At 57.4% G+C, this 21,558-nt stretch carries 20 protein-coding genes and 1 pseudogene; 9 read left to right on the top strand and 12 right to left on the bottom strand.

From position 1 onward, the window contains the following. Window positions 1-38 precede the first annotated feature (38 nt). A complete protein-coding gene (gene wzm / locus AT687_RS00675) occupies window positions 39-944 on the top strand; it encodes a galactan export ABC transporter permease subunit Wzm/RfbD (RefSeq protein WP_003850170.1) in 906 nt (301 codons plus the stop codon). A gap of 18 nt (window positions 945-962) precedes the next feature. Continuing rightward, window positions 963-1,742, top strand: a complete 780-nt coding sequence (gene wzt / locus AT687_RS00670) for a galactan export ABC transporter ATP-binding subunit Wzt/RfbE (protein WP_014302745.1) — start codon at window positions 963-965, stop codon at window positions 1,740-1,742. 106 nt (window positions 1,743-1,848) lie between these two features. Here wzt and AT687_RS00665 read toward each other — a convergent pair whose 3' ends face one another. From AT687_RS00665 to AT687_RS00645, 5 genes are all read right to left on the bottom strand, one after another. Continuing rightward, window positions 1,849-2,886 carry a metal ABC transporter substrate-binding protein gene (locus tag AT687_RS00665; RefSeq protein WP_014318483.1) on the bottom strand — a complete coding sequence of 346 codons (1,038 nt, stop codon included), beginning with the start codon at window positions 2,884-2,886 and terminating at the stop codon, window positions 1,849-1,851. 84 nt (window positions 2,887-2,970) lie between these two features. Beyond that, a complete protein-coding gene (locus AT687_RS00660; protein WP_003850165.1) occupies window positions 2,971-3,822 on the bottom strand; it encodes a metal ABC transporter permease in 852 nt (283 codons plus the stop codon). Continuing rightward, entirely contained in the window at window positions 3,819-4,718 is a 900-nt protein-coding gene (locus AT687_RS00655) for a metal ABC transporter permease (RefSeq protein WP_014318482.1), read from the bottom strand. Before AT687_RS00655 ends, AT687_RS00660 begins: the two co-directional genes overlap by 4 nt. Further along, complete coding sequence (locus AT687_RS00650) at window positions 4,715-5,449, bottom strand: metal ABC transporter ATP-binding protein (RefSeq protein ID WP_014301219.1); 735 nt, start codon at window positions 5,447-5,449, stop codon at window positions 4,715-4,717. The genes AT687_RS00655 and AT687_RS00650 overlap by 4 nt, the downstream gene beginning before the upstream one ends. 98 nt (window positions 5,450-5,547) lie before the next feature. Next, window positions 5,548-6,513, bottom strand: a complete 966-nt coding sequence (locus AT687_RS00645) for a metal ABC transporter substrate-binding protein (protein WP_003850159.1) — start codon at window positions 6,511-6,513, stop codon at window positions 5,548-5,550. Between the two features lie 173 nt (window positions 6,514-6,686). Between AT687_RS00645 and glfT1 the strand changes: the two genes are divergently transcribed. Then, window positions 6,687-7,604 (top strand): galactofuranosyltransferase GlfT1, encoded by a 918-nt coding sequence (gene glfT1 / locus AT687_RS00640; protein WP_003850156.1) that lies wholly within the window; start codon window positions 6,687-6,689, stop codon window positions 7,602-7,604. 133 nt (window positions 7,605-7,737) lie between these two features. On the opposite strand, the pseudogene AT687_RS00635 reads toward glfT1, so the two are convergent. From AT687_RS00635 to AT687_RS00620, 4 genes and pseudogenes are all read right to left on the bottom strand, one after another. Continuing rightward, window positions 7,738-8,516: pseudogene (locus AT687_RS00635) on the bottom strand (DUF559 domain-containing protein). A 209-nt stretch (window positions 8,517-8,725) separates the two neighbouring features. Then, window positions 8,726-9,145, bottom strand: a complete 420-nt coding sequence (locus tag AT687_RS00630) for a GtrA family protein (RefSeq protein ID WP_014318480.1) — start codon at window positions 9,143-9,145, stop codon at window positions 8,726-8,728. An 11-nt stretch (window positions 9,146-9,156) separates the two neighbouring features. Further along, entirely contained in the window at window positions 9,157-9,705 is a 549-nt protein-coding gene (locus AT687_RS00625) for a hypothetical protein (protein ID WP_014317444.1), read from the bottom strand. Continuing rightward, a complete protein-coding gene (locus AT687_RS00620; RefSeq protein WP_010934070.1) occupies window positions 9,702-10,136 on the bottom strand; it encodes a hypothetical protein in 435 nt (144 codons plus the stop codon). Before AT687_RS00620 ends, AT687_RS00625 begins: the two co-directional genes overlap by 4 nt. A gap of 28 nt (window positions 10,137-10,164) precedes the next feature. Between AT687_RS00620 and AT687_RS00615 the strand changes: the two genes are divergently transcribed. From AT687_RS00615 to AT687_RS00590, 6 genes are all read left to right on the top strand, one after another. Beyond that, entirely contained in the window at window positions 10,165-10,413 is a 249-nt protein-coding gene (locus tag AT687_RS00615; protein WP_021334761.1) for a hypothetical protein, read from the top strand. Between the two features lie 116 nt (window positions 10,414-10,529). Next, entirely contained in the window at window positions 10,530-11,996 is a 1,467-nt protein-coding gene (locus tag AT687_RS00610; RefSeq protein WP_003850144.1) for a decaprenylphosphoryl-beta-D-ribose oxidase, read from the top strand. Window positions 11,997-12,015: 19 nt separating this feature from the next. Beyond that, window positions 12,016-12,777 carry a decaprenylphospho-beta-D-erythro-pentofuranosid-2-ulose 2-reductase gene (locus tag AT687_RS00605; protein ID WP_010934068.1) on the top strand — a complete coding sequence of 254 codons (762 nt, stop codon included), beginning with the start codon at window positions 12,016-12,018 and terminating at the stop codon, window positions 12,775-12,777. Between the two features lie 194 nt (window positions 12,778-12,971). Further along, on the top strand, window positions 12,972-14,972 hold the full coding sequence (locus AT687_RS00600) for a galactan 5-O-arabinofuranosyltransferase (RefSeq protein ID WP_014318479.1): 2,001 nt from the start codon (window positions 12,972-12,974) through the stop codon (window positions 14,970-14,972). Continuing rightward, window positions 14,965-18,390 carry an arabinosyltransferase domain-containing protein gene (locus tag AT687_RS00595; protein WP_014318478.1) on the top strand — a complete coding sequence of 1,142 codons (3,426 nt, stop codon included), beginning with the start codon at window positions 14,965-14,967 and terminating at the stop codon, window positions 18,388-18,390. Before AT687_RS00600 ends, AT687_RS00595 begins: the two co-directional genes overlap by 8 nt. A gap of 225 nt (window positions 18,391-18,615) precedes the next feature. Further along, window positions 18,616-19,053, top strand: a complete 438-nt coding sequence (locus tag AT687_RS00590) for a hypothetical protein (protein ID WP_016830456.1) — start codon at window positions 18,616-18,618, stop codon at window positions 19,051-19,053. 20 nt (window positions 19,054-19,073) lie between these two features. Here AT687_RS00590 and AT687_RS00585 read toward each other — a convergent pair whose 3' ends face one another. Genes AT687_RS00585 through AT687_RS00575 form a run of 3 tightly spaced genes read right to left on the bottom strand, consistent with a single transcriptional unit; the run spans window position 19,074 to window position 21,521 of the window. Next, a complete protein-coding gene (locus AT687_RS00585; RefSeq protein ID WP_014318476.1) occupies window positions 19,074-19,982 on the bottom strand; it encodes an ABC transporter substrate-binding protein in 909 nt (302 codons plus the stop codon). Continuing rightward, on the bottom strand, window positions 19,972-20,892 hold the full coding sequence (locus AT687_RS00580) for a PrsW family intramembrane metalloprotease (protein ID WP_014318475.1): 921 nt from the start codon (window positions 20,890-20,892) through the stop codon (window positions 19,972-19,974). Before AT687_RS00580 ends, AT687_RS00585 begins: the two co-directional genes overlap by 11 nt. Next, entirely contained in the window at window positions 20,889-21,521 is a 633-nt protein-coding gene (locus AT687_RS00575) for a hypothetical protein (RefSeq protein ID WP_014318474.1), read from the bottom strand. Before AT687_RS00575 ends, AT687_RS00580 begins: the two co-directional genes overlap by 4 nt. Window positions 21,522-21,558 lie beyond the last annotated feature (37 nt).

Raw genomic sequence — 21,558 nt, 5'->3', positions numbered from 1 at the left:
ATTCAATCCCCGCACAAAGCCAGCTAGGCTTAACATTTGTGCAGGAACAAGCTGAACGTCATAACAACGAGACACTCGAAGAGATGGTAGCCCGTATTACCAACACGGACACCACCGCCGACGAGCCGTCGCAATCCAAGACACTCGCAGCCGCCTGGGCAGACCTCGTTCGGGGCTTCTCCCAGCGGGAACTCTGGCTCCAACTAGGTTGGCAGGACATCAAGCAGCGCTACCGTCGCTCCGTGCTCGGCCCCCTATGGATCACCATCGCCACCGGTGTGATGGCACTCGCCCTCGGCCTGCTGTACTCCGTGCTCTTCAAGATCCCCGTCGCCCAATTCCTCCCCCACGTCACTGTGGGATTAATCATGTGGAACTTCATCGCGGGATGCATTAAAGAAGGCTCCGAAGTCTTCATCGCTAACGAAGGCCTGATCAAACAGCTGCCCTCCGCGCTCTCCGTCCACGTCTACCGCCTAGTCTGGAAACAAACCCTCTTCCTCATGCACAACATGGTGATCTGGGTCATCCTCATGGCAATCTTCCCACGGCCGCTCGGCTGGGACATCCTCCTCGGAATCCCCGCCCTCGCGCTACTGATCGCCAACGGCGTATGGGTCACCATGTTCTTCGGCATCGTAGCCACCCGCTACCGCGACTTCTCGCCGCTGCTCGAAGCACTCACCCAGCTCCTGTTCTACGTCACCCCCATCGTGTGGACCACCGAAACGCTCTACTCCCAAGGCGGTGCCGTCTCCGAACGCGCCAAACTGGCCATGATCAACCCCCTGTACCACTACATGGAAGTCATCCGCGCCCCCTTGATCGGCGCCCCCATCCACCCCCTGAACTGGATCGTGGTGGGCTGCTGCACCGTCATCGGGCTTTTCATCGCCATGCTTGCCATGCGCCAATGGCGATTCCGCGTCAGCTACTGGGTTTAAGAAGGAGAAGAACTCACCATGGTATCCATCGACACCTATAACGCCTGCGTTGACTTCCCCATCTTCGACGCCAAATCCCGCTCCATGAAAAAAGCATTCCTCGGAGCAGCGGGCGGCGCCATCGGACGCAACAAAGACAACACCGTCGTCGTCGAAGCGCTTCGCGACGTCAACCTGCACCTGCGCGAAGGCGACCGCATCGGACTCGTCGGCCACAACGGTGCCGGCAAATCCACACTCCTTCGACTCCTCTCCGGAATCTACGAACCCACCCGCGGATCCGCACACGTCCGCGGCCGTGTCGCCCCCGTGTTCGACCTCGGCGTAGGCATGGACCCCGAAATCTCTGGATACGAAAACATCGTCATCCGCGGGCTCTTCCTCGGCCAAACCCGCAAACAAATGAAACAAAAAATGGACGAGATCGCCGATTTTACCGAACTCGGCGACTACCTCTCCATGCCACTACGCACCTACTCCACCGGCATGCGCATCCGCCTCGCTCTTGGAGTAGTCACCTCCATCGAACCTGAAATCCTGCTTCTCGACGAAGGCATCGGAGCCGTCGACGCCGCCTTCATGGCAAAAGCACGCGAACGCCTCTCCGACCTCGTCAAACGCTCCGGCATCCTCGTGTTCGCCTCCCACTCCAACGACTTCCTCGTCCAACTATGCGACTCCGCACTCTGGGTCGACCACGGCACCATCCGCCAAGCCGGACCAGTAGCCGACATCGTAGAAGCCTACGAAGGAAAAGAAGCAGCCGAGCACGTACGCAGACTGCAAGCCAGAATGTAGTACTTGCTGGCGCTAGAAAACAGAAAAAACGGTCCGGTGGGCTGGGATCTCTTCGTGAGATGTCCCAGCCCACCGGACCGATTTTTTAGCGACCTCGCGGTGCGACCTAGCGGGTCGAGGAGAAAGCCTCCGCGATGGTATCCGCGTTGTACTTCAGGGCACCGATGTAGGTATCAGCAGGGGCGTCGGCACCAAGGGAGTCACTATAGAGCTCCTTATCCACAACCTTGACCTTGCCGCCCTTCTTAGCCACGTTCTCCTCTAGGGACTTCACAGCCTGTGGGTTAGCAGAAGCGTCCTGGAAGATCACTGGGACGTGGTGCTCCACGATGAAGGTAGCCAAATCCTCAAGCTCGCTTGCAGAACGCTCAGCGTCAGAGGTGACAAAGTCGGTGGCTTTTACCTCTAGGCCGAACTGCTTGCCAAAGTAACGGAAAGCGTCGTGACCCGAAACGAGGGTGCGCTGATCCTGCGGAATCGTGTCAATCTTGGCCTGAACATAAGCGTTGGCCTCGTCGATCTGCTTGTTGTACTTCTCACCATTGGTCTTGTAGGTGTCAGCGTTAGCGGAATCAGCAGCAGAGAGCTTCTTGACGATCTGATCAACAACGAGCTTCCAGTTGTCGGTGGAGTTCCATATGTGAGGATCCCACTGCGACTCATGGTGGTGGCCGTGGGCATCTTCACCCTCGTGCCCGTGCTCATGAGCGTCGCCGTGATCGTCATCGTGCTCGTCTTCCTCAACCCATGGCAACAGCTGGGACTCAGGAAGCTGCTCGGCTACGGCGATTTGTTTGTCGCCAAGCCCGCGAAGCTGGTCAATCATGTTGGCTTCCATGCCAAGGCCTGACCAGATAACGGCATCCGCGTTTTGCATTGCCTCAAGGTCAGCGGTGGATGGCTGGTAGGTGTGTGGATCGCCACCAGGGCCCACCATGACGGTAAGGTCTGCATCAGGGGCGATGTTCTTTACTGCGTCGCCGATGTAGCTGGTGGTAGCAAAGATCTTAAGAGTGTCGCTCTTGGCGGCGCTCGAAGTTCCAGAAGCGCTGGTGCCGGAGTCGGTGGTGGAGCAGCCGGCTGCTGCCACAAGACCTGTGGCAGCCACAGCTGCGATTGCGGTACGGATTAGTCGATGTGCCATGACCGCCACTATAGGCAACGATTGTCATGTGCACTAGGAAGCACACACTTAGATACCCATCAACAGTTAGCAGAACTGCAGTTTTCAACGCCGCAGCCGGCGACGCGCACGAATAATACCCCACACCGCGAGGAAGATGAGGCCGTCGACAAACGCCATCGTCGGCGAGGTCGCCGCGTCGAGACGATACGCCACCCAGAACCCCGCCTGAGAACTCACCGCAGCAACAACCAACGTGACCAACAACATGGCACCTTCCGAAGAAGCGATCATCAATGCGGTCGCAGCAGGCACAATCATCAACGCAACAGCCAACACCGCGCCAGCAGCATCGAAGACCACCACGATGGTCAGCGACACCATCGTCATCACCAGATAGTTAATCAAGCGCGTGCGAATACCCACCGTGCGCGCAAAAACGGGATCGAAAGTCGAAATCGCCAGCGGCCGCTTAGCCACCAACAACAGGACCAACGTGAGCAAGCCTACCGCGCCAATAATCCACGCACTCTTCGGGCCAAAATCAATGGTTCCCACCACCAGATGCTGCATGGCAGAAATGTTGAGATCACCCACGAGCACCGTGTGCTCAGAAATCGACGAGCGATTAAACTTCGTGGAAATCAGAATCACACCGATAGCGAAAAACGCGGGGAAAATCAGGCCCGTAGCACTATCCTCAGTCACCCGCTTGCGGCCACGCACCCACTCCGTGAGCGCCATGACCAGCACACCACTCAACGTCGCACCGATCAACAAAATAGGCGAATTCGGATTAGTAGTCCACAACGCGCCCACCGCAATGCCCGGCAAAACGGCGTGGGAGAGGGCGTCGGAAAGCATCGCTTGTCGACGCAACACCAACACCACCCCAGGAATCGCAGCGGTAAGCGCCACCACCAGCGCCAACAACGAAACAGACACCGCAAACGTCATGCCGACACCCCACTCCTACGCGGCGACAACACCATAGACACCAGCACAGTCGCAGCCAGCACCAACACAATCACCGGGCCCGTGGGCACCTTACCCACCGAAATCGAAATATAGGTGCCCAACACCGCCGACGCCCCACCAATCAGAGCCGACGCAACCACCATCTGCAACGCCGTACGCGACCACTGACGCGCAGCAGCCGGCGGGAACACAGCAAACGCAATCATCAAGATCAGGCCCACCGCCTTCACACCAATCACCATGCCCAGCGTGATAATCACAAACAACACACCATTAATCCACCGCGGCATCCCCGACATCCGCGCCAACACCGGATCAAACACCAACAGCGTAAACGGCCGCCACAACGCCACAATCACACCCAAAATCACCACAGACACCACAGCCAACGTGCGCACATCCAAATTAGTAAGCGTGGCAGCATTACCAAACATCAACTCATCAATGCCGCCCTTGCCCTTATAACGCCCACGCTGAATGATCTGCAGCAAAATCAGGCCGCCGCCCAAAAACAGCGACAACATCACCGCCATAGTGGCATCAATACCAATGCGCGTCGTCGCAGCCACCTTGTCCGCCAACAACGCCGACGCCAACCCCGTAATCAACGCCCCCACCGTAATCACCGGCATCGAACGCGCATCAATCCCCCACTGCGCCAGCAACTGCGACCCCGCCAACACCGGAACCGTAGAAAACAACAAAAACGAACCCATCACACCAGGAGTCGCAGAGTGCCCAATCACATCACTCATCATCGACTGCCTGCGCAAATACAAAAACGTTCCCATGGCACCCGAACACAAACCAATCAACATGGTTCCCAGCACCACACGACGGAAAGAAAACTCCGACAAAAACTCAATCAGGCTCATAGCAGCCCCAAACCAAACGCCTTGTTCACCGTCTCACGAGTAAACACCTCAGACACCGGACCAGAAGCCAACACCCCACGATTAATAATCGTCACGTGGTCACACAGCTCCTCAACAGTAGACAAATCATGGTGCACAATCACCACCGACTTGCCCGCATCCCGCAGCTCATGCAACACACCACGAATCACCTTCTCACTGGCAGCATCCACACCAGCAAACGGCTCATCCAACAAATAAATATCCGGCTGCTGGGCAAGAATACGCGCCACAAACACACGACGACGCTGCCCACCCGACAGCTCAGAAATATGACGCTTAGCCAAATCCGCGATACCAACACGCGCCAGGGAAGCGTCGACAAGCTCCTTATGCTCCCCCGACAACCGCTTAAACCACCCCACCCGTGGAAACAGCCCCATCTGCACCACCTGGCGAACCGTGATCGGATAATCCCAATCCACATCCGCACTCTGCGGCATATAGCCCACCCTGTTACGACACGCAGCCAAACTCTCGCCGAAAAACTCCACCTCGCCATCGCGATCAATCAAATCAATCGCAGCCTTAATCAACGAGGACTTACCCGCACCATTAGGGCCAATAAAACCCATCACCGTGCCAGCAGGAACCACAACACTAGCGCGTTCCACAGCAACAGTAGAACCATAACGCGCAGACACATTGCGCATCACCAAAGCCGGTGGCAGCGCGTGCAAAGGGACAGACATAACGCCTCTTAAAAAATAGTCAGATGTGCGACAAGAACCGCGCTACACCGAAAACATGCACATTAACGTGTTGTAGCGCGGTCGAGAAAATTTGCTAATTACTTAGCCAAAGCCTCGCGGATAGCATCAGCGTTGTACTTCAAAACACCAAGGTAAGTATCCGTCGGTGCAGACTCACCCAAGGAATCAGCGTAAAGCTCCTTATCGGAAATCTCCACGTTCCACCCCTTAGCCTTCACAGTCTCCTTCAAAGAGTTAATAGCCTGCGGATTAGCCAAATTGTCCTGGAAAATCGTAGGGATCTTCTTCTCAGCAATAAACTTGCCCAACTCAGCAAGCTCCGCTGGCGACATCTCCGACTCGGAGGTCACAAAGTCCGTAGCGTGAATCTCCACACCAAACTGCTTGCCAAAGTAGCTAAACGCATCATGACCAGTGATCAAAATACGCTTCTGCTCCGGAATCTGATCGATCTGCTCCTTCACATACGCAGCAGTCTCGTCGATCTCCTTCTTGTACTTCTCAGCATTGTCCTTATAGGTAGCGGCATTATCCTTATCTACCTCAGACAGCTTCTTCGCAATCGCATCCACCACGTACTTCCAGTTCTCCGTGGAATTCCACACGTGGGGGTCATACAACTTCTCGCCATTATCGCCCGGCTCTGGCCAATCCAAACGCTTGTCCTCAGGGATCGCCTCAGCAACAGCCGCCTGACGATCCCCCTGCGCCTTCAGCTGATCCAACATCTTGGCCTCCATGTGCAGACCAGACCATAGCACCACATCAGAGGACTCAATCTTAGAAATGTCCTGTGTAGTGGGCTGATAGGTGTGCGGATCGCCGCCAGGACCCACCATGATGGTTACGTCGGCATCAGGGGCGATGTTCTTTACTGCGTCGCCAATGTAGCCAGTGGTAGCAAACACCGTCAGTGCTTTGTTAGCTGCACTGGTGGTAGCGGAGGTGCTAGCTGAGTCCGTCGAACATGCAACGAGGCTGCCAGAAAGTGCCAATGCGGCCACGGAAGCGGCAGCAGTGCGAATGAAGCCGCGTCGTGACATGCGAGAAGTTTCCTTAGTCATGAAACTGAATCTTATTGCGATAAGAAGCAAATTAGCTAGGGCTAAGCTAAAACAACACACAAATGGGGTAAGCCTGCACTATCCTCACTTATCCTGACCTCACTGTTTGTGTCGTTGTAGGGCAAACCTCACAATGTGCCACAATAAGGACCATGCCGCTTTCCACTTCAGATAACATCGCCGCAGTCATCGTGACCCACAAGCGCGTCGAGCTCCTCCGCGCCTCCCTCGAGGTGGTAGCCGCGCAAACACACCCAGTGAAGTGGATCATCGTGGTCGACAACGGCTGCGAAGACGCAGTACGCGACCTCCTCCACAGCGTCGCCGGCGACCGAGGCATCTACCTGCCATCGCACACCAACCTCGGTGGCGCCGGCGGATTCGCCTACGGATTCCTCACCGCCCTCGCCCTCGGAGCCGACGCCATCTGGTGTGCCGACGATGACGGCCGCCCCGAAGGGCCCCAAGTACTCGCCACGCTTATCGACGCAGCCGTCACCCACCAACTCGACGAAGTCTCCCCCGTGGTCTGCAACATGGACGACCCCAACCGACTCGCATTCCCCCTACGCCGCGGACTCGAATGGCGACGCTACCGCAGCGAACTCATCGACCCCAACAACCCCAGCGACACCCTCCTACCCGGCATCGCATCCCTCTTCAACGGCGCACTCATCTCCGCCGCCGCCATGGAACGCATCGGTGTTCCTGACCTGCGACTATTCATCCGCGGCGACGAAGTCGAATACCACCGCCGCCTCGTACGCTCCGGACTCAACTTTGGCACCTGCCTCACCACCGCATACCTCCACCCCGACGGCTCTGACGAATTCAAACCCATCCTCGGCGGACGCATGCACACCCAATACCCCGCCAGCGACGCCAAACGCTACTTCACCTACCGCAACCGCGGCTACCTCATGAACCAACCCGGCATGCGACGCCTCCTCCCACAGGAATACGCCCGCTTCGCCTGGTTCTTCCTCATCCAGCGACGCGACCCCCGCGGATTCCTCGAATGGTTCAAACTCCACCAACTCGGGCGCTCCGAGAAATTCGAACGCCCCTAGTTCTAGGGCGCTTGGCTCTGGTGTGAGTAGTTCGTGCCAAATTAAATCGTTTCTTATATCTCCGACCTGCGGAAACGCTGCGGAGGCGAAAAAGTTTTGGCACGAACTACTCACGGTGACGTATCAACAGTGGTTAGAGCCACGCCAATCCAGGCATCCACTTCCACGCTCCGCGATGCCAACACCTCGCCTCATCAACATCACGAAGCTGCTTCGGCGCACACTGCACCGCCTGAACAACCTGATCAACAATCACATCCACAGACTCCCGCACGCAGACAGCCGAATACCGCAGAACCAAATAACCACGCAGGGTGGCGTCGTTAGCCTTCCAGCGATCTAAACGAAAAGTCTCACGATTTTCGGCATTGTGATACGCATAGCCATCCACCTCAATAAGCACCGCACTGCCACAAATACGAATATCCCAACGATAATCCCCCACCCGCACATTGCTCTCACACTCCACACCAGCAGATCGCAACGCACGCACCAGATCACGCTCAGGCGGACTATCAGCACCAATAACCGAAGCCTGCACAATCTCCCGAACCCGCACAGGAACTGCACCCTGCGCATGGCGCTCCAACCGCGCACGCCCCTCACGCCCAGCATAAGCAATCTCCGCCAGCCGAATCGCCTGCCTTCTACCAAGCCACCGCATCGCATAAACCGGCAGCTCAATCAGCACATCTGCCACACGCGCATACTTGCGCACAGAACTGCGATGTATCACCACATACTCAGTAGATTTCACCCTGCGATTAGCAACAACATGCAACGGCAGCGTGAGCGGCTGCCGAGCCAAAAGCTCCAGTTCTGTGACACCCGTAAGCACAAACCCCGCCGGCACAGGGCTGCCGCCAGCTCATCTACGTTGACGTCCCCCTGCCAGTACAGTCCGTGAGTCACACGGATAATTTCCCCGCTCTCTAGCTTTCGGGTGAGAGTAGCGTGCGGTATTTTCTGTGTTATTTCCCCCATACTCCGTGGGAGAGTAGCCGAGTGAGTAGTTCGTGCCAAATTAAATTATTTTTTATATCTTCGACCTGCGGAAACGCTGCGAAGGCGAAAAAGTTTTGGCACGAACTACTCACTGAGGCCCAACAGGGCAGCACAGGCTACTTGAAAATGAACCAGCGCTGCACGAAGAAGTTGATCACCGTGGCAACACCTTGAGAAATCACAAAGGCGATCACCAAAGCCACGCGTTCCCCCAGACCAGGTGAGGTGAACAAGCCAAACAGCAAAGCGTGGCCGCCCACGTTCACAAAGTAGGTGATCGTGTACAGCACAGCCACCTGGATGAAACGCTTGGTGGAGGCCTCCGCTTGGAAAGTCCAACGGCGGTTAATCAAATAGGCGGTCAGCGTGCCAAAGATGAAGCCAATCGTGCGGCCACCTGCGGCGGAGAAGCCGAAGAGGATCTGGCAGATGTAGGTAAGGCCCAAGTCCACGACTGCGGAGATACCACCGGAGATGATGAACTTAATGCCTTGGGATGTCACGCTTTGTGGTGCGGCCGAGTTGGTTGTAGTCACGGGCGGGAATCTTACCGTGTAGGTAGCAAATGCAACGGAAGCGACCGCGCCGAAGATCCCAGCGCGTCTTTGAGGTAGGCGCGGCTGCGGCGCTGTTGTTCAATATCAAGCCATGTTTGCATCCATGCTGCGACCGCGCTGGCAGCAGACCATGCGGTTTCTGCTTGGGGTTCGCCGTGGTAGGCGGCACGGAAGTCATCGGGGCTGATTGTGGGCAGGGCGTTAAAGCGCGGGGCGACGAGCTTGGGGTTGTCTTGTTTTGCCGAGGCGATCACTGATTTGATCTCGCCTAGCCCTGCTTCTACCGCTGCGCGCACATCGTCGAGGGAAATCACGGGGATCCCAGCGGGCACTAGCGCTGCGGCCGCCGGAGTCAGCGGCAACGCCCATGTGTTAGTAAGCAGAGAGCCGAGGCTATCAACCCCATGACTTTCCGCTGGTCCGAGCACCCACGCACCGGACATGAGGCTTGTGGGATAGTCGGGCGAGGTGTGCACGTGCCACATGACGACGGTGGGGTTATCAGCTGGGCCTGACAACACATCGATAACGCTGATCATGACTTTGATACTTCCGCATAGGTCAGTGCCGCAGCAAGAACACCGAGCACAGTGTGTGGGGCGCGCACGCCGCGACGACGCAACCAGCCGGTGACCACGGCGGTGAGTTTGGCGTCGATACGCTGCACGAACAGCAGCACCACAACGGCGAGGAACAGCCCCCAAGTGGCTGCGGGTCCGAACTGGGAGTCGTCGATAAGCTCGCGGGCAACAACGTCAAGGTCGTTCGTGGGGTCCTCGTCCTGCTTGTTCACATACGCCACCACACCAACACCAGCGCCCGCAATCAGCGAGTTAAGCAGCCAGCGAACAGCCTTGTTGGCAACATAATCCGGCAACGCGGTAATCAGGCCGACAGACAACGCGGCGGAAAGACGGCAAATACGTGCTTGGTTCGTCATAGGACACACACTAGCGAACCCCCATGACATGCACCCCCATTCACAGTAAAGTGGCAGCATGTTCGGTTTTTTGCGCAAGTCCCAACCCGCACCACAGCCCAAAGAGGTCACAAGCGACACCATCGCAACACAACACACCTCAGCGCCATTAAGCAACGACATGATGCTGCTCATGGCAGAAGAAATCCCCATGCTCGACAGCAACTCGCGAGTACGCGTTTACGAAATCCTCGAGCAGTACGACGGCCCCACCATCTGCTCTCAAGAGGAACTACCACGCGAAATCCGCGAAATGATGGATCTATAAGGTAGCGTTCGTCCCCGAAAATGTTTGTTCCCACATCAGAACGTGAGAAAAACCACCCGCTCGGACACGCCCAGTCATAGTCACATGTCACGTGAAGCGGGTACCGTTGTAAAACGATGACGACCGACAAGGGCACGTCCAGCACCGCAGCTTCGAACGGTGCCTCCGGAGCCCTATACACAGAAGCCAAGAAACTCACAGGTTGGGGCCGTACCGCACCAACCACCGCCGAGGTTCTGTCCACCCCAGATCTCGACGTAATCGTTGATGCAGTCCGCCAGGTGGCCGAGCAGAATGATTCCAAGCCAGCGCACCTCAAGCGCGGCGTGATCGCTCGTGGCATGGGCCGCTCCTACGGTGACCCCGCCCAGAACTCCGGTGGCCTCGTCGTAGACATGCAAGCCCTGAACAAGATCCACTCCATCGACCCAGAATCGGCGATTGTCGACGTCGACGGTGGCGTGACCTTGGACCAGCTCATGAAAGCCGCACTGCCTTATGGCCTGTGGGTTCCCGTTCTACCAGGTACCCGCCAAGTAACCATCGGCGGCGCAATTGGCCCTGACATCCACGGCAAGAACCACCACTCCGCAGGTTCCTTCGGCGACCACGTTGCCTCCATGGAACTGCTCGTTGCCGACGGCCGTATCCTGCACCTTGAGCCAGAAGGCTCCGCAGACGACCCCACCGGCGAACTGTTCTGGGCAACCGTCGGCGGCATGGGCCTGACCGGCATTATCGTACGCGCACGCATCCGCATGACCAAGACGGAAACCGCGTACTTCATTGCCGACGGCGACCTAACCGCCAACCTCGACGAAACCATCGAGTTCCACTCCGATGGCTCCGAGCACAACTACACCTACTCGTCTGCATGGTTCGACGCCATCTCCCCTGAGCCAAAGCTCGGCCGTGCCGCCATCTCCCGCGGTTCGCTGGCCACCTTGGCACAGCTGGAGGAGATCGCACCGAAGCTGGCTAAGGATCCACTGAAGTTCAATGCTCCGCAGCTGGTCACTGTGCCGGATATCTTCCCAAGCTTCACCATGAACAAGCTCTCCATGATCGCCATCGGCGAGCTGTGGTGGCTCAAGTCCGGAACCTACAAGAACAAGGTGCAAAACCTCACGCAGTTCTACCAGCCACTAGACCTCATCGGTGAGTGGAACCGCGGCTACGGCTCCAAGGGCTTCTTGCAGTACCAGTTCGTGGTGCCACGCGAGGCAGTCGAGCCATTCAAGGACATTGTCAAGGACATTCAGAAGTCCGGCCACTACTCTGCACTGAACGTGTTCAAGCTGTTCGGTGAGGGTAACAAGGCACCATTGTCCTACCCAATGCCTGGTTGGAACGTCTGCGTTGACTTCCCCATCAAGCCTGGTCTTGGCGCTTTCTTGGATGATCTGGATAAGCGCGTGATGGAATTCGGTGGCCGCCTGTACTTGGCTAAGGAGTCCCGTACCTCTGCGGAGAACTTCCACAAGATGTACCCAGGTATGGAAGGCTGGTTGAAGACCCGCAACGCTATCGACCCCACGGGTGTCTTTGCGTCCGATATGTCCCGCCGCCTCGAGCTGCACTAAAAGAAAGGACTACTTCCTCATGCTGAATGCAGTAGGCCAAGCACAAAATATTCTTCTGTTGGGCGGCACGTCCGAAATCGGTCTTTCCATCGTCGCCGAGTTTTTGGCCAAAGGCCCAGCTCATGTCACGTTGGCAGCGCGTCAGGACTCCCCGCGTATCGACGCAGCCGTCGCCCAGATGAAAGCTGCGGGCGCTTCGGAGGTCGACGTGATCGACTTCGATGCCACCGACTTTGACAAGCACGCCGAGGTTATCGACCTCGCATGGGCTCAAGGCGATGTGGATCTCGCAATCGTGGCCTTTGGCACCCTGGGCGATCAAGAGCAGCTCTGGCAGGACCAGAAGGCTGCTGTCACCTCGGCACAGACCAACTACACCGCACCAGTGTCCGTCGGTGTGCTCCTAGGCGAGAAGTTCAAGGAGCAGGGCCACGGCACCATCGTGGCGCTGTCCTCCGTTGCTGGCCAGCGTGTGCGTCGCTCGAACTTTGTCTATGGTGCGTCCAAGGCCGGCATGGACGGCTTCTACGTCAACCTCGGTGAGGCTCTGCGCCCATCCGGTGCCAACGTTGTGGTTGTGCGCCCAGGCCAGGTGCGCACCAAGATGTCCGCCGACGCTGGCGAGGCACCATTGACGGTGAATAAAGAGGATGTGGCTAAGGCTACGTTCGACGCTGTGCTCAACCGCAAGAGCGCCATCTTTGTTCACCCACTGTTCGAGTACGTTTCCTTGGCGTTCAAGTTCATCCCGCAGGCAATCTTCCGCAAGCTGCCCTTCTAGTTTGTAGGTTGTCGCACATCACTTTGTAGTGCCCCTTGTGACCGGAAAAGTACTCCGATCTGGTCATAAGGGGCACCATTTTTTGCGTTTCCAGGTCGGCGCTGCTTGCCATGTCAAGACCATGTGCCAAACTGTTATCTATGACTGAATCTGCCCCGAGTAAACATGCCTCCCCTTCAGGGGGTTCTTCGCAGGTGCGTGCGCAAAGGAATACCACCCAGGGAGAGGCTTCAGACTCAGAGCTCACATCCGTGGTGATGTACGCCCCGGATCAGCTCTCTGCAAAAGCTACTCTGATTGCCATTGTGGCCACGATCTTTGGTAGCTCCATCTGTACTTTGGGCTTGTGGTATCTCCTCAAGGTGGTCAAACTGCCACCGTTTGGTGGTTCGCAGGTCACCAAGGCGGGCGCTACCGTGGGTATCTTCCTTACCCTGCTAGTAACCTGCATTTTTGTACTGTGGTGGATGGCAGATGACAAGAGGGGCACCACGCGGCCGCGCTGGCGCACGTGGATCACCTATGCGGTGACCCATATGGCACCGGCTGGTTTGGTCATGTCAGCCATTGGTGTGCCGCTCTCTCCTAGCCGCCTGTACTTGGAAGGCATTACGGTTGACCAGGGCTTCCGCACCCAGTTCCTTACCCGTCTGACGGCTACGCAGGGGCTACCGGATATGAACTATGCCGATCTTCCGGCGTATTACCCAGGTGCGTGGTTCTGGTTAGGTGCGCGGTTTGCGCAGCTTATTGGGTACCCGGGGTGGGCGATCTATCAGCCGTGGGCATTGTTGAGCATTGCGGTCACTGGCTGTGTGTTGGTGCCTGTGTGGCAGCGATTGGTGGGCAGCTTGCCTGTTGCTACGGCAATTGCGCTGGTTACTACCGCTATTGCTCTAACACTATGCGCTTTTGAGCCTTATGCCTGTGTGATTGCTATGGGCATTCCTGCAGCACTGGTGATGGGTCGTCGTGCGCTATCAGGCCAGAAGCTGGCCACCGTGGGTGTTGTGGTGTACTTGGGCGCTTCCGCTTCCACATACACCTTGTACACTGCGGTGATTGCGCTGAGCTTGGTCACGGTTTCGGGCCTGTTCTTCGCATTCGTGCTTCGTTCGTGGCGGCCGATTCGTCAGATCATCGTTATCGGCGTGTCCTCGATGGCTATCGCCTCGATTGTGTGGGGACCATACTTGTGGCTGCGGTTTACCGGCCATTACGAGGGCACTGCAGCGGCCTCTCACTTCCTCCCATCTGAGGGCACCGTGGTGCCACTGCCAATGTTTGCCACCAGCTTTGTTGGCGTGCTGTGCCTTATCGGCTTGATCTACCTGATCATGCGTGTGATGGATCCCGATGTGTGCGCTATGGGCGTCGGCTTGGCCGTAATGTACCTCTGGGTTATCGCCTCGATGTCTGTTGCGCTGAGCGGAACCACACTGCTGGGATTCCGTCTGGATTCGGTTATCACCATCATTCTGGGGACCGCAGGTGTGCTCGGTCTTGCCGAGTTGCGCCTTGTGGCGGTGCACCGCTTCTATCCTGTGCAGTTTTCTACAAGCTTGTCCACGCGTATCAATGTGATCTGCGTGGTGGTCTTGGCGTTGGCGGGTATTCAGTATGCGCAGGCAATTCCAGATCGTAACGCGCACGCCATTGAGCTCGCGTACACCAACACCGATGGCGACGGTCACCGTGCTGACTTCTTGCCACCGGATGCTACACAGTACTACGCGGAAATAGATCGTGTGATCCAAGAAAAGACCGGCAAGCCGGCGGCAGACACCGTGGTGCTCACCGACGAGTTCAACTTCCTCACCTACTACCCATACCTCGGTTTCCAGGCGTTTACCTCGCACTATGCCAACCCGTTGGGCGAGTTTGAAAAGCGCAATGCAGTTATCGAGAATTGGGCGTCGCAAAGCTGGGATTCCTTGAAGGACCCCCAAGACTTTGATCGTGCCGTATCGAACGTTCCATGGCGTAGCCCCGATGCATTCGTGCTGCGCGCCGATTCCACAGGCTCCTCGGATTCAAAGGACGGCTGGAACTTCAACCTTGCTATCGACATCTTCCCAAGCAACCCCAACGTATGGTTCAAGGGTGTTCGCTTTAACCCCGAGGTATTCCAAGGAGAAAATAGCCCATGGACTGTCACCCAAGTAGGACCATTCGTGGTGGTGACGCATGACTAAGCCTATGAACACTAACATCACCGGCATAAAGTGGGCGGCGATCCTTTCCGGTGTGATCGGCTTCGTCCTGTTCATCATCACCCCACTCATGCCCGTCAACCAGGTGCAATCGAGTGTGTCGTGGCCACAAAACGGCTCACTCAACAGCGTGAGCGCTCCACTGATGAGCTACACGCCCATCTCTTTCGATGCGAAGATCCCAGTGGCAAGCGTCGATAAGCTGCGCAAAGGCCAAGACCTCATCCTAGGCACACTGCCCGCCAACAGCGAAGATGCCGGTGCCCGCGGACTCTTCGTGCGCGCAAACGACGACGGCCTGCAAATCACCTCCCACGGCGAACTCGTGCTCGACCTGGGCAAACGCGAACTCGCCCAACTGCCTGCCGACGCCACCATCGCGATCTCCTCAACCGAGGACGAAACAACCGCCGGCATCGAAGGCGACGACTCCACCACCGAAACCGTGGAACGCGACGTTCGTCCCATCATCATGGGCATCTACACCGAGCTGGAAAGCAACGCCGCAGCTGACCTCCTCAACGCCGGACTTAACGCCCATGTAGAGATCAACTCACGCTTTACCTCCTCGCCGACCCTAGCCAAATACGCCTCCATGTGGCTCGGCGGCCTCATGCTGCTGATCTCCCTGATCTCCCTCGGCATGCTCGATCGTCGCGACGGCGCCACCGACATCCGCTTCCTCAATAAGGGCTTCTTCCGCCCACGGCCCCTCGACGCCATCGTGGGCGCCATCCTGCTGGTCTGGTACTTCATCGGCGCTAACACCTCCGATGATGGCTTCATCCTCACCATGGCCAGGGCCTCCTCGGCCTCCGACTACATGGCCAACTACTACCGCTGGTTCGGTGTGCCAGAATCCCCCTTCGGCGCCCCCTACTACGACCTTCTCGGCCTCATGTCCAAGGTGTCCACCGCCTCCATTTGGATGCGCTTGCCATCACTGATCTCCGCCATCGTGATCTGGCTCGTCCTCTCCCGCGAGGTACTACCACGCCTTGGCGAAAAAATCGCACAGCGCCGCGTCGCACAATGGACCACAGCATTTGTGTTCCTCTCCTTCTGGCTGGCCTACAATAACGGCCTGCGCCCCGAACCCATCATTGCCGCTGGCACACTACTAACTTGGTTGTCGTTCGAGGTAGCAATCGCCACCCAACGCCTCCTACCAGCAGCAATAGGCACGATGCTGGCAGCATTTACCCTCGCCTGCGGCCCCACCGGCCTCATGGCAGTCACCGCAGTCCTCGCCGGACTGTCCTACCTCATCCGCATCGTCTACCGACGCCTGCCCTACCTGAACACGGGGGCGTCGAAACGCTCCATCGCGGTGAGCGTAATGGCCATGGTCGCACCATTCATGGCCGCCGGCACCGCCGTGTTTATCGCCGTCTTCGGTGACCAAACACTGCGCAACGTGCTGGAATCCATCCACGTGCGCGGCGACAAAGGCCCAGCCCTGAGCTGGTACAACGAACTCGTGCGCTACCAAGTGCTCATGATGCAAACAGTCGACGGCTCCTTCGCCCGCCGCGTCGGAGTCTTCTTCACCTTTGTCGCCGCAGCACTCGTCGGTGCCACCATCTTGCGCCAAGGCAAAGTACCAGGCACCAACAAAGGCCCCGTCATGCGCCTCATGCTCGTCATGGTGGGCACCTTGTTCTTCATGATGTTCACCCCCACCAAGTGGACGCACCACTTCGGTGTGTGGGCCGGCATAGCCGCAGCACTAGCTGGTGTAGGTGCCGTAGCGCTTTCGCACATCGCGCTACGCTCCCCACGCGCCCGCATTCTGCTGACCGGCGGCATCCTCTTCGTGTTCGCCTTCGCCCTCGCAGGCCCCAACGGCTGGTGGTACACCTCGAGCTACTCCATCCCTTGGTGGGACAAGACCATCCAATTCCACGGGATCGAAGCATCAACCGTGATGTTGCTGCTCTCACTGGTCGTCATGGCTGCCGGTGTGCTCGTATCCTTCCGCAAAGACGTCGCCGAGGAACAAGCAGAAGCCCGCGGCGAAGACCCCACGATGGTCAACCGCCCCTTCCGCAAGCAGTACTTCGAAGGCCTTGCAGCCGCACCCATCGCTATCCTGAGTATCTTCGCAGTCGCATTCTCCCTAGCCTCATTGACCAAGGGATTCATCGACCAATACCCGAATTACTCCGTCGGCTTAGGCAACCTCCGTTCGCTCAAGGGTGACACCTGCAACCTCGCCAACGATGTCCTCGTAGAAACAAACACCAACGAGTCCTTCCTCACGCCGCTCACCGGCACACTAGGCGACTCCCTTACTAACGACGACGTCCGCGGCTTCGACCCGAACCGCATCTCACCGTGGGCATTTACCCCAGAAAACCGACCGGAAGCACTCGGCGCAGCAAACAGCACCGGCGACGGTTCTGGCACTGCCGCAGCTGACTCCGACGCATCCAACACCGCAGCGGGTGCTGACTCTGATGGCTCTGCAGCGAAAGCTGACGCAACCTCCGACAACCAAGAAGAAGCTGCGAAGAAGAAAGAAACCCACCGCGCCGACCAAGGCGTGAACGGTTCTCACTCCCGACTCCCCTTCAACTTGGATTACCGCACCGTACCGGTGTTGGGCTCGTGGACCGATGGCAAACAAGAAATCGCTGAGGCAACCTCCAGCTGGTTCAAGCTGCCAGAAACCACCGACAACACCCCACTGGTTGTTGTCTCCGCCGCAGGATCCATCAAGCACAAGGATGTCAACGGCATTGTGGAAAACGGCCAAAAGATCGTGCTGGAATACGGCCGCAGCAACACTGGTGGCTCCTCCGGCAAGGCAGAAAAACTCGGCGAGCTCGACCTGCTCGACAGTGGTATCGACTCCACCTGGCGCAACCTGCGACTCCCACTGAGCGACATCCCCGATGACGCCGACGTGATCCGCATCCATGCCAAAGACACCAGCCTCGACCCCGACGAGTGGATCGCCTTTACCCCACCACGCGTGCCCACCATGGACACCTTGGCCAACCAATTCCCTGCCTCTACCCCAGGCCTACTGGACTGGGCGGTACCGCTGCAGTTCCCGTGCCAGCGCACCTTCAACCACTATGCAGGTGTGGCAGAAATCCCTGAGTACCGCATTTCTGCGGATGCTAAGGGTAAGCAAAGCGGTATGAACTTCCAGGACTTCGCTGGCGGTGGCGTGACCGGCATTGCTGAGACGATCAACTCCAGCTACGAGTTGCCGAGCTACTCCAAGAATGACTGGGTTCGCGACTGGGGTTCTATCAAGGTGTACAAGCTGCGCACTAATTCCAAGGGCGAAGCTCCCGATGTAGCCACCGTGGACACCGAAACGATCACTCGATCTGGGCTGTGGTACCCAGGCCGGATGAACATTGATACGAAGGTGACTAAGAACTAGCCAGCCTTTGCATCACAAGTGAGTAGTTCGTGCCAAAACTTTTTCACCTCCGCAGCGTTTCCGCAGGTCGGAGATATAAGAAAAGATTTAATTTGGCACGAACTACTCACTTTTCTTATCCCCACCCCTTTTTGGCAGCCAACCCCTTAGCCCTTTACAGCTAATCCACAGCTTGCCGACGCATGCTAGAAACTATCTTCCGTGAGACTTCAAAGAGGTGTGCCGATGCGAAAGCTAACCATGGTCGGGATTACTGCAGCCGTGGTGGGCGCCAGCGTGATCGCTGGGATATCGGGGATGACGTCGCGCAATTCGGACCACATCACTGCGGCTAGCTTGATCTCTGCATCCTCTGAGGTGCGCAGCGCGCCCGCAGATGGAACCATCTCAGAACCTGGCACTTACAGGGTGGGCAATCAAGATATTCGTGTGACAACAACCGAGCCGGTCATACTGGTTTTGTGTGGCCCAGAAGTTGCGTCTATTTCCGCGTCAGGCCCGTTGGGATTGTCGTTGGACGAGGACGTTCGTTTGGGTTCACTGCAGACCACGGGGGATGTGACGCTGGTGGGACGCGGCGATTTGTACATTGCTGAGACGTTGAGCGCCGCTCATGTGGCCACGCAAACAGGGCAGCTAGTCACGCATGGTGTTCCGCGCTAGCTGCCCCTATTTTTCGGGTTTTATAGGTGTTGTTTGATCCAGTCTTTGGCGATCACAGAGCTGGGTAGTTGCTCGTTGACGGAGCGGGCGTTGAGTTCGCGGAGTTGCTTGGTTGTCAGTGTGGCATTGACCTTGTTGAGCACGGTTGCGGCACCGAGGGGGACATCGTCGTGTGCGATGGTGACCACGTGGGAGGCGAGGAATTGCCCCTTGGGGTCTTCGAGGGTGGTCAGGTGGTTCGTGCTTATCGACGGGTCCGCACTGTAGATGATGGCCAACTGGATGGAGTTGTCGCGTAGTGCTTTGACGGTTAGCGGTCCGCCAGAATCCTCGATGGGAGTAAAGCCGACGGACACCCCATAGGTTTTTTCTAGCCCTTTGGGGCCGTTTGGGCGGTCTTGGGCCTCCGAGTTGGCGCCGAGTGTGAGGGGTTGTTTTTTGGCAGCTTCGGCAAGGTCAGCGATGGACTTTACGTGGTGTTTTTTGGCAAACTCCTCGGTCACCACATAGGAATCTTGATCGGTGGCCGCTGATTGATCAAGGGCTACAAGGTGCTCAGGCAATGCTTCTTTGAGCTGCTGATACACCTCTGTTTTCTCGCGGGCTTCGGTATCTGGTTTCCAGTGTTGAAGGAGTGGGCCGGTGTATTCGGGGAAGACGTCGATACGCCCAGATTCGATTTCGTCGACGTAGACCTCGCGTTGCCCGATTCGGAACTGGCGGTCCACGGTGTAGCCCTTGGCCTCGAGGGCCTGCGAGTAAATCTCTGCGATGATTTCGTTGGAGTAGTAATCCTGCGATCCCACCACGATGGTGTCGGAGTTGTGGTGGCTTCCGCCCTCGATGGATTCGATGGATCCACAGGAAGAAAGCGCGAGAGCTCCGGCGGTGACGGTGGCGGCGATAATCGTGGTGATGTTAAGACGCATGAGGCTGGCTTTCTTCAGAGGTGGTGGCGAGCTTGCGACGCTGCAGCTCAGCGATGGTCGTAATGGGGCTCTTCATGCGCACTACCCCGAGATCGTTTTTGGCTTGCCTATGGCACCGCAGCCAGAGCCACACCATCAGTGGGTAGAGGATCAACGCCACGATGATAAAGTTGGCGATTTGCTTGGCGTAGCTATCAAACTGCAAGTTCCATGTGAAGTGCAGGCAGAAGGCCACACCAAGTGCGCATAGTCCCACAAGGAAGCGCTGGAGGGTGTCCCAGCCGTAGCGGAATACCGCTAGACCGATTCCATAGCCTGCGATGGCTGTGAAGGCGACGTGCAGGCCTGGGCCTGCGATGCTGCGGATCCCCCACGAAGATAGCGCTCCGGTGATGTCGGTGTTGGGGTCGCTCATCGCCCCAAGTACGCCGTAGCTGATGTTTTCAAAGACCTCGAAACCCAATCCGATCATGGCTCCGGTAACAAAACCGTGCCAAGGGCGAGTCAGTTTGGAGAAGGTAAACAAGATGAGCAGCACGCCGAGAGACTTCGCGATCTCTTCGGGGTAGGCACCGGCGAATGAGGCGGAGATGGCTTCCCATCCCAGTTTGTCTGTGAGATCTGTAAACGGGGCCGCAGATAGCATGACAATGCAGAAGGAGGCACCGGCGCCCCAGCCGATGCACGCGAAGTACCACTTCCAGCCGGCGGTGGGCCACATGGGTGAGAAGAAAAATAGTGCGGTGCCTACGGCGAAATAGACGAGGCCGAAGAGGACACCAAGGAATGCCGCGATCGGAGAGGCGAAGTAGTTAGCGAAGGTGAAAAACACTATGACTGGTATCGAGATACCGATGAGGGTCCACAGCACCCATGAGATGGATGCGGGTTGTGCTCGTTGGGTGCTCATGTGTGTGCGTCCCCCTTGTGGGCTTTGTCGAACCCTTTGGTGAGTTCTTCTAGGGTCATCGGTTCGTGCTCGCCACCAGCGATGCGGGCTTCTTCAGCACGGAGGTTGTTAAACACCAGCTCGGCGTAGCTATCAAATTCGGGCCCGTCGACAAGCACGAATAGGGTGCCGGTGTGCTCAACGTCGTCGGCGGGTCGCTCTAGACTCAGGCCGACTTGGTTGGGGTTCTCAGGGCTGCTGATAATGCGCACGCCACCCTTGTGCAAGATGGGGACCTCATCGCCTGGGTCAATCATGGAATTGAGTCGCATCATGCGTCGTAACGTCATGTCTTGGTCTTTACTGCCCCACACCACCATGGAGGTCAGTGTTGCGCCGTCGCAATCCCAGGCGGGGGTAAGTAAATCCGACATGGATTCTTCGCATTGCAGGCGGGAGGAGTCATTTTTAAACATGGGCATTTCCCATTTTTCCTGCTCGGAGCCTAGGGAAACATTCACGGTCTTAGCGTCCACATCTGGGGTGACCATGTTGAGAAGCGCTGGCAGCACAAGAGCAGTGATCACTCCTAGTGCGAGCAGGCTCCATGTTTTGGCCGTCACCGCCGGCCGGAATTGATAATGCGACATGAGATACAACCTACTAGGTCATCGTGACATGCGGTTA

It is taken from the genome of Corynebacterium diphtheriae (assembly GCF_001457455.1).
Lineage (GTDB): Bacteria > Actinomycetota > Actinomycetes > Mycobacteriales > Mycobacteriaceae > Corynebacterium > Corynebacterium diphtheriae.
The sequence above is the reverse complement of the archived record's forward strand: the minus strand, read 5'-3'. Positions and strand labels throughout refer to the sequence as shown.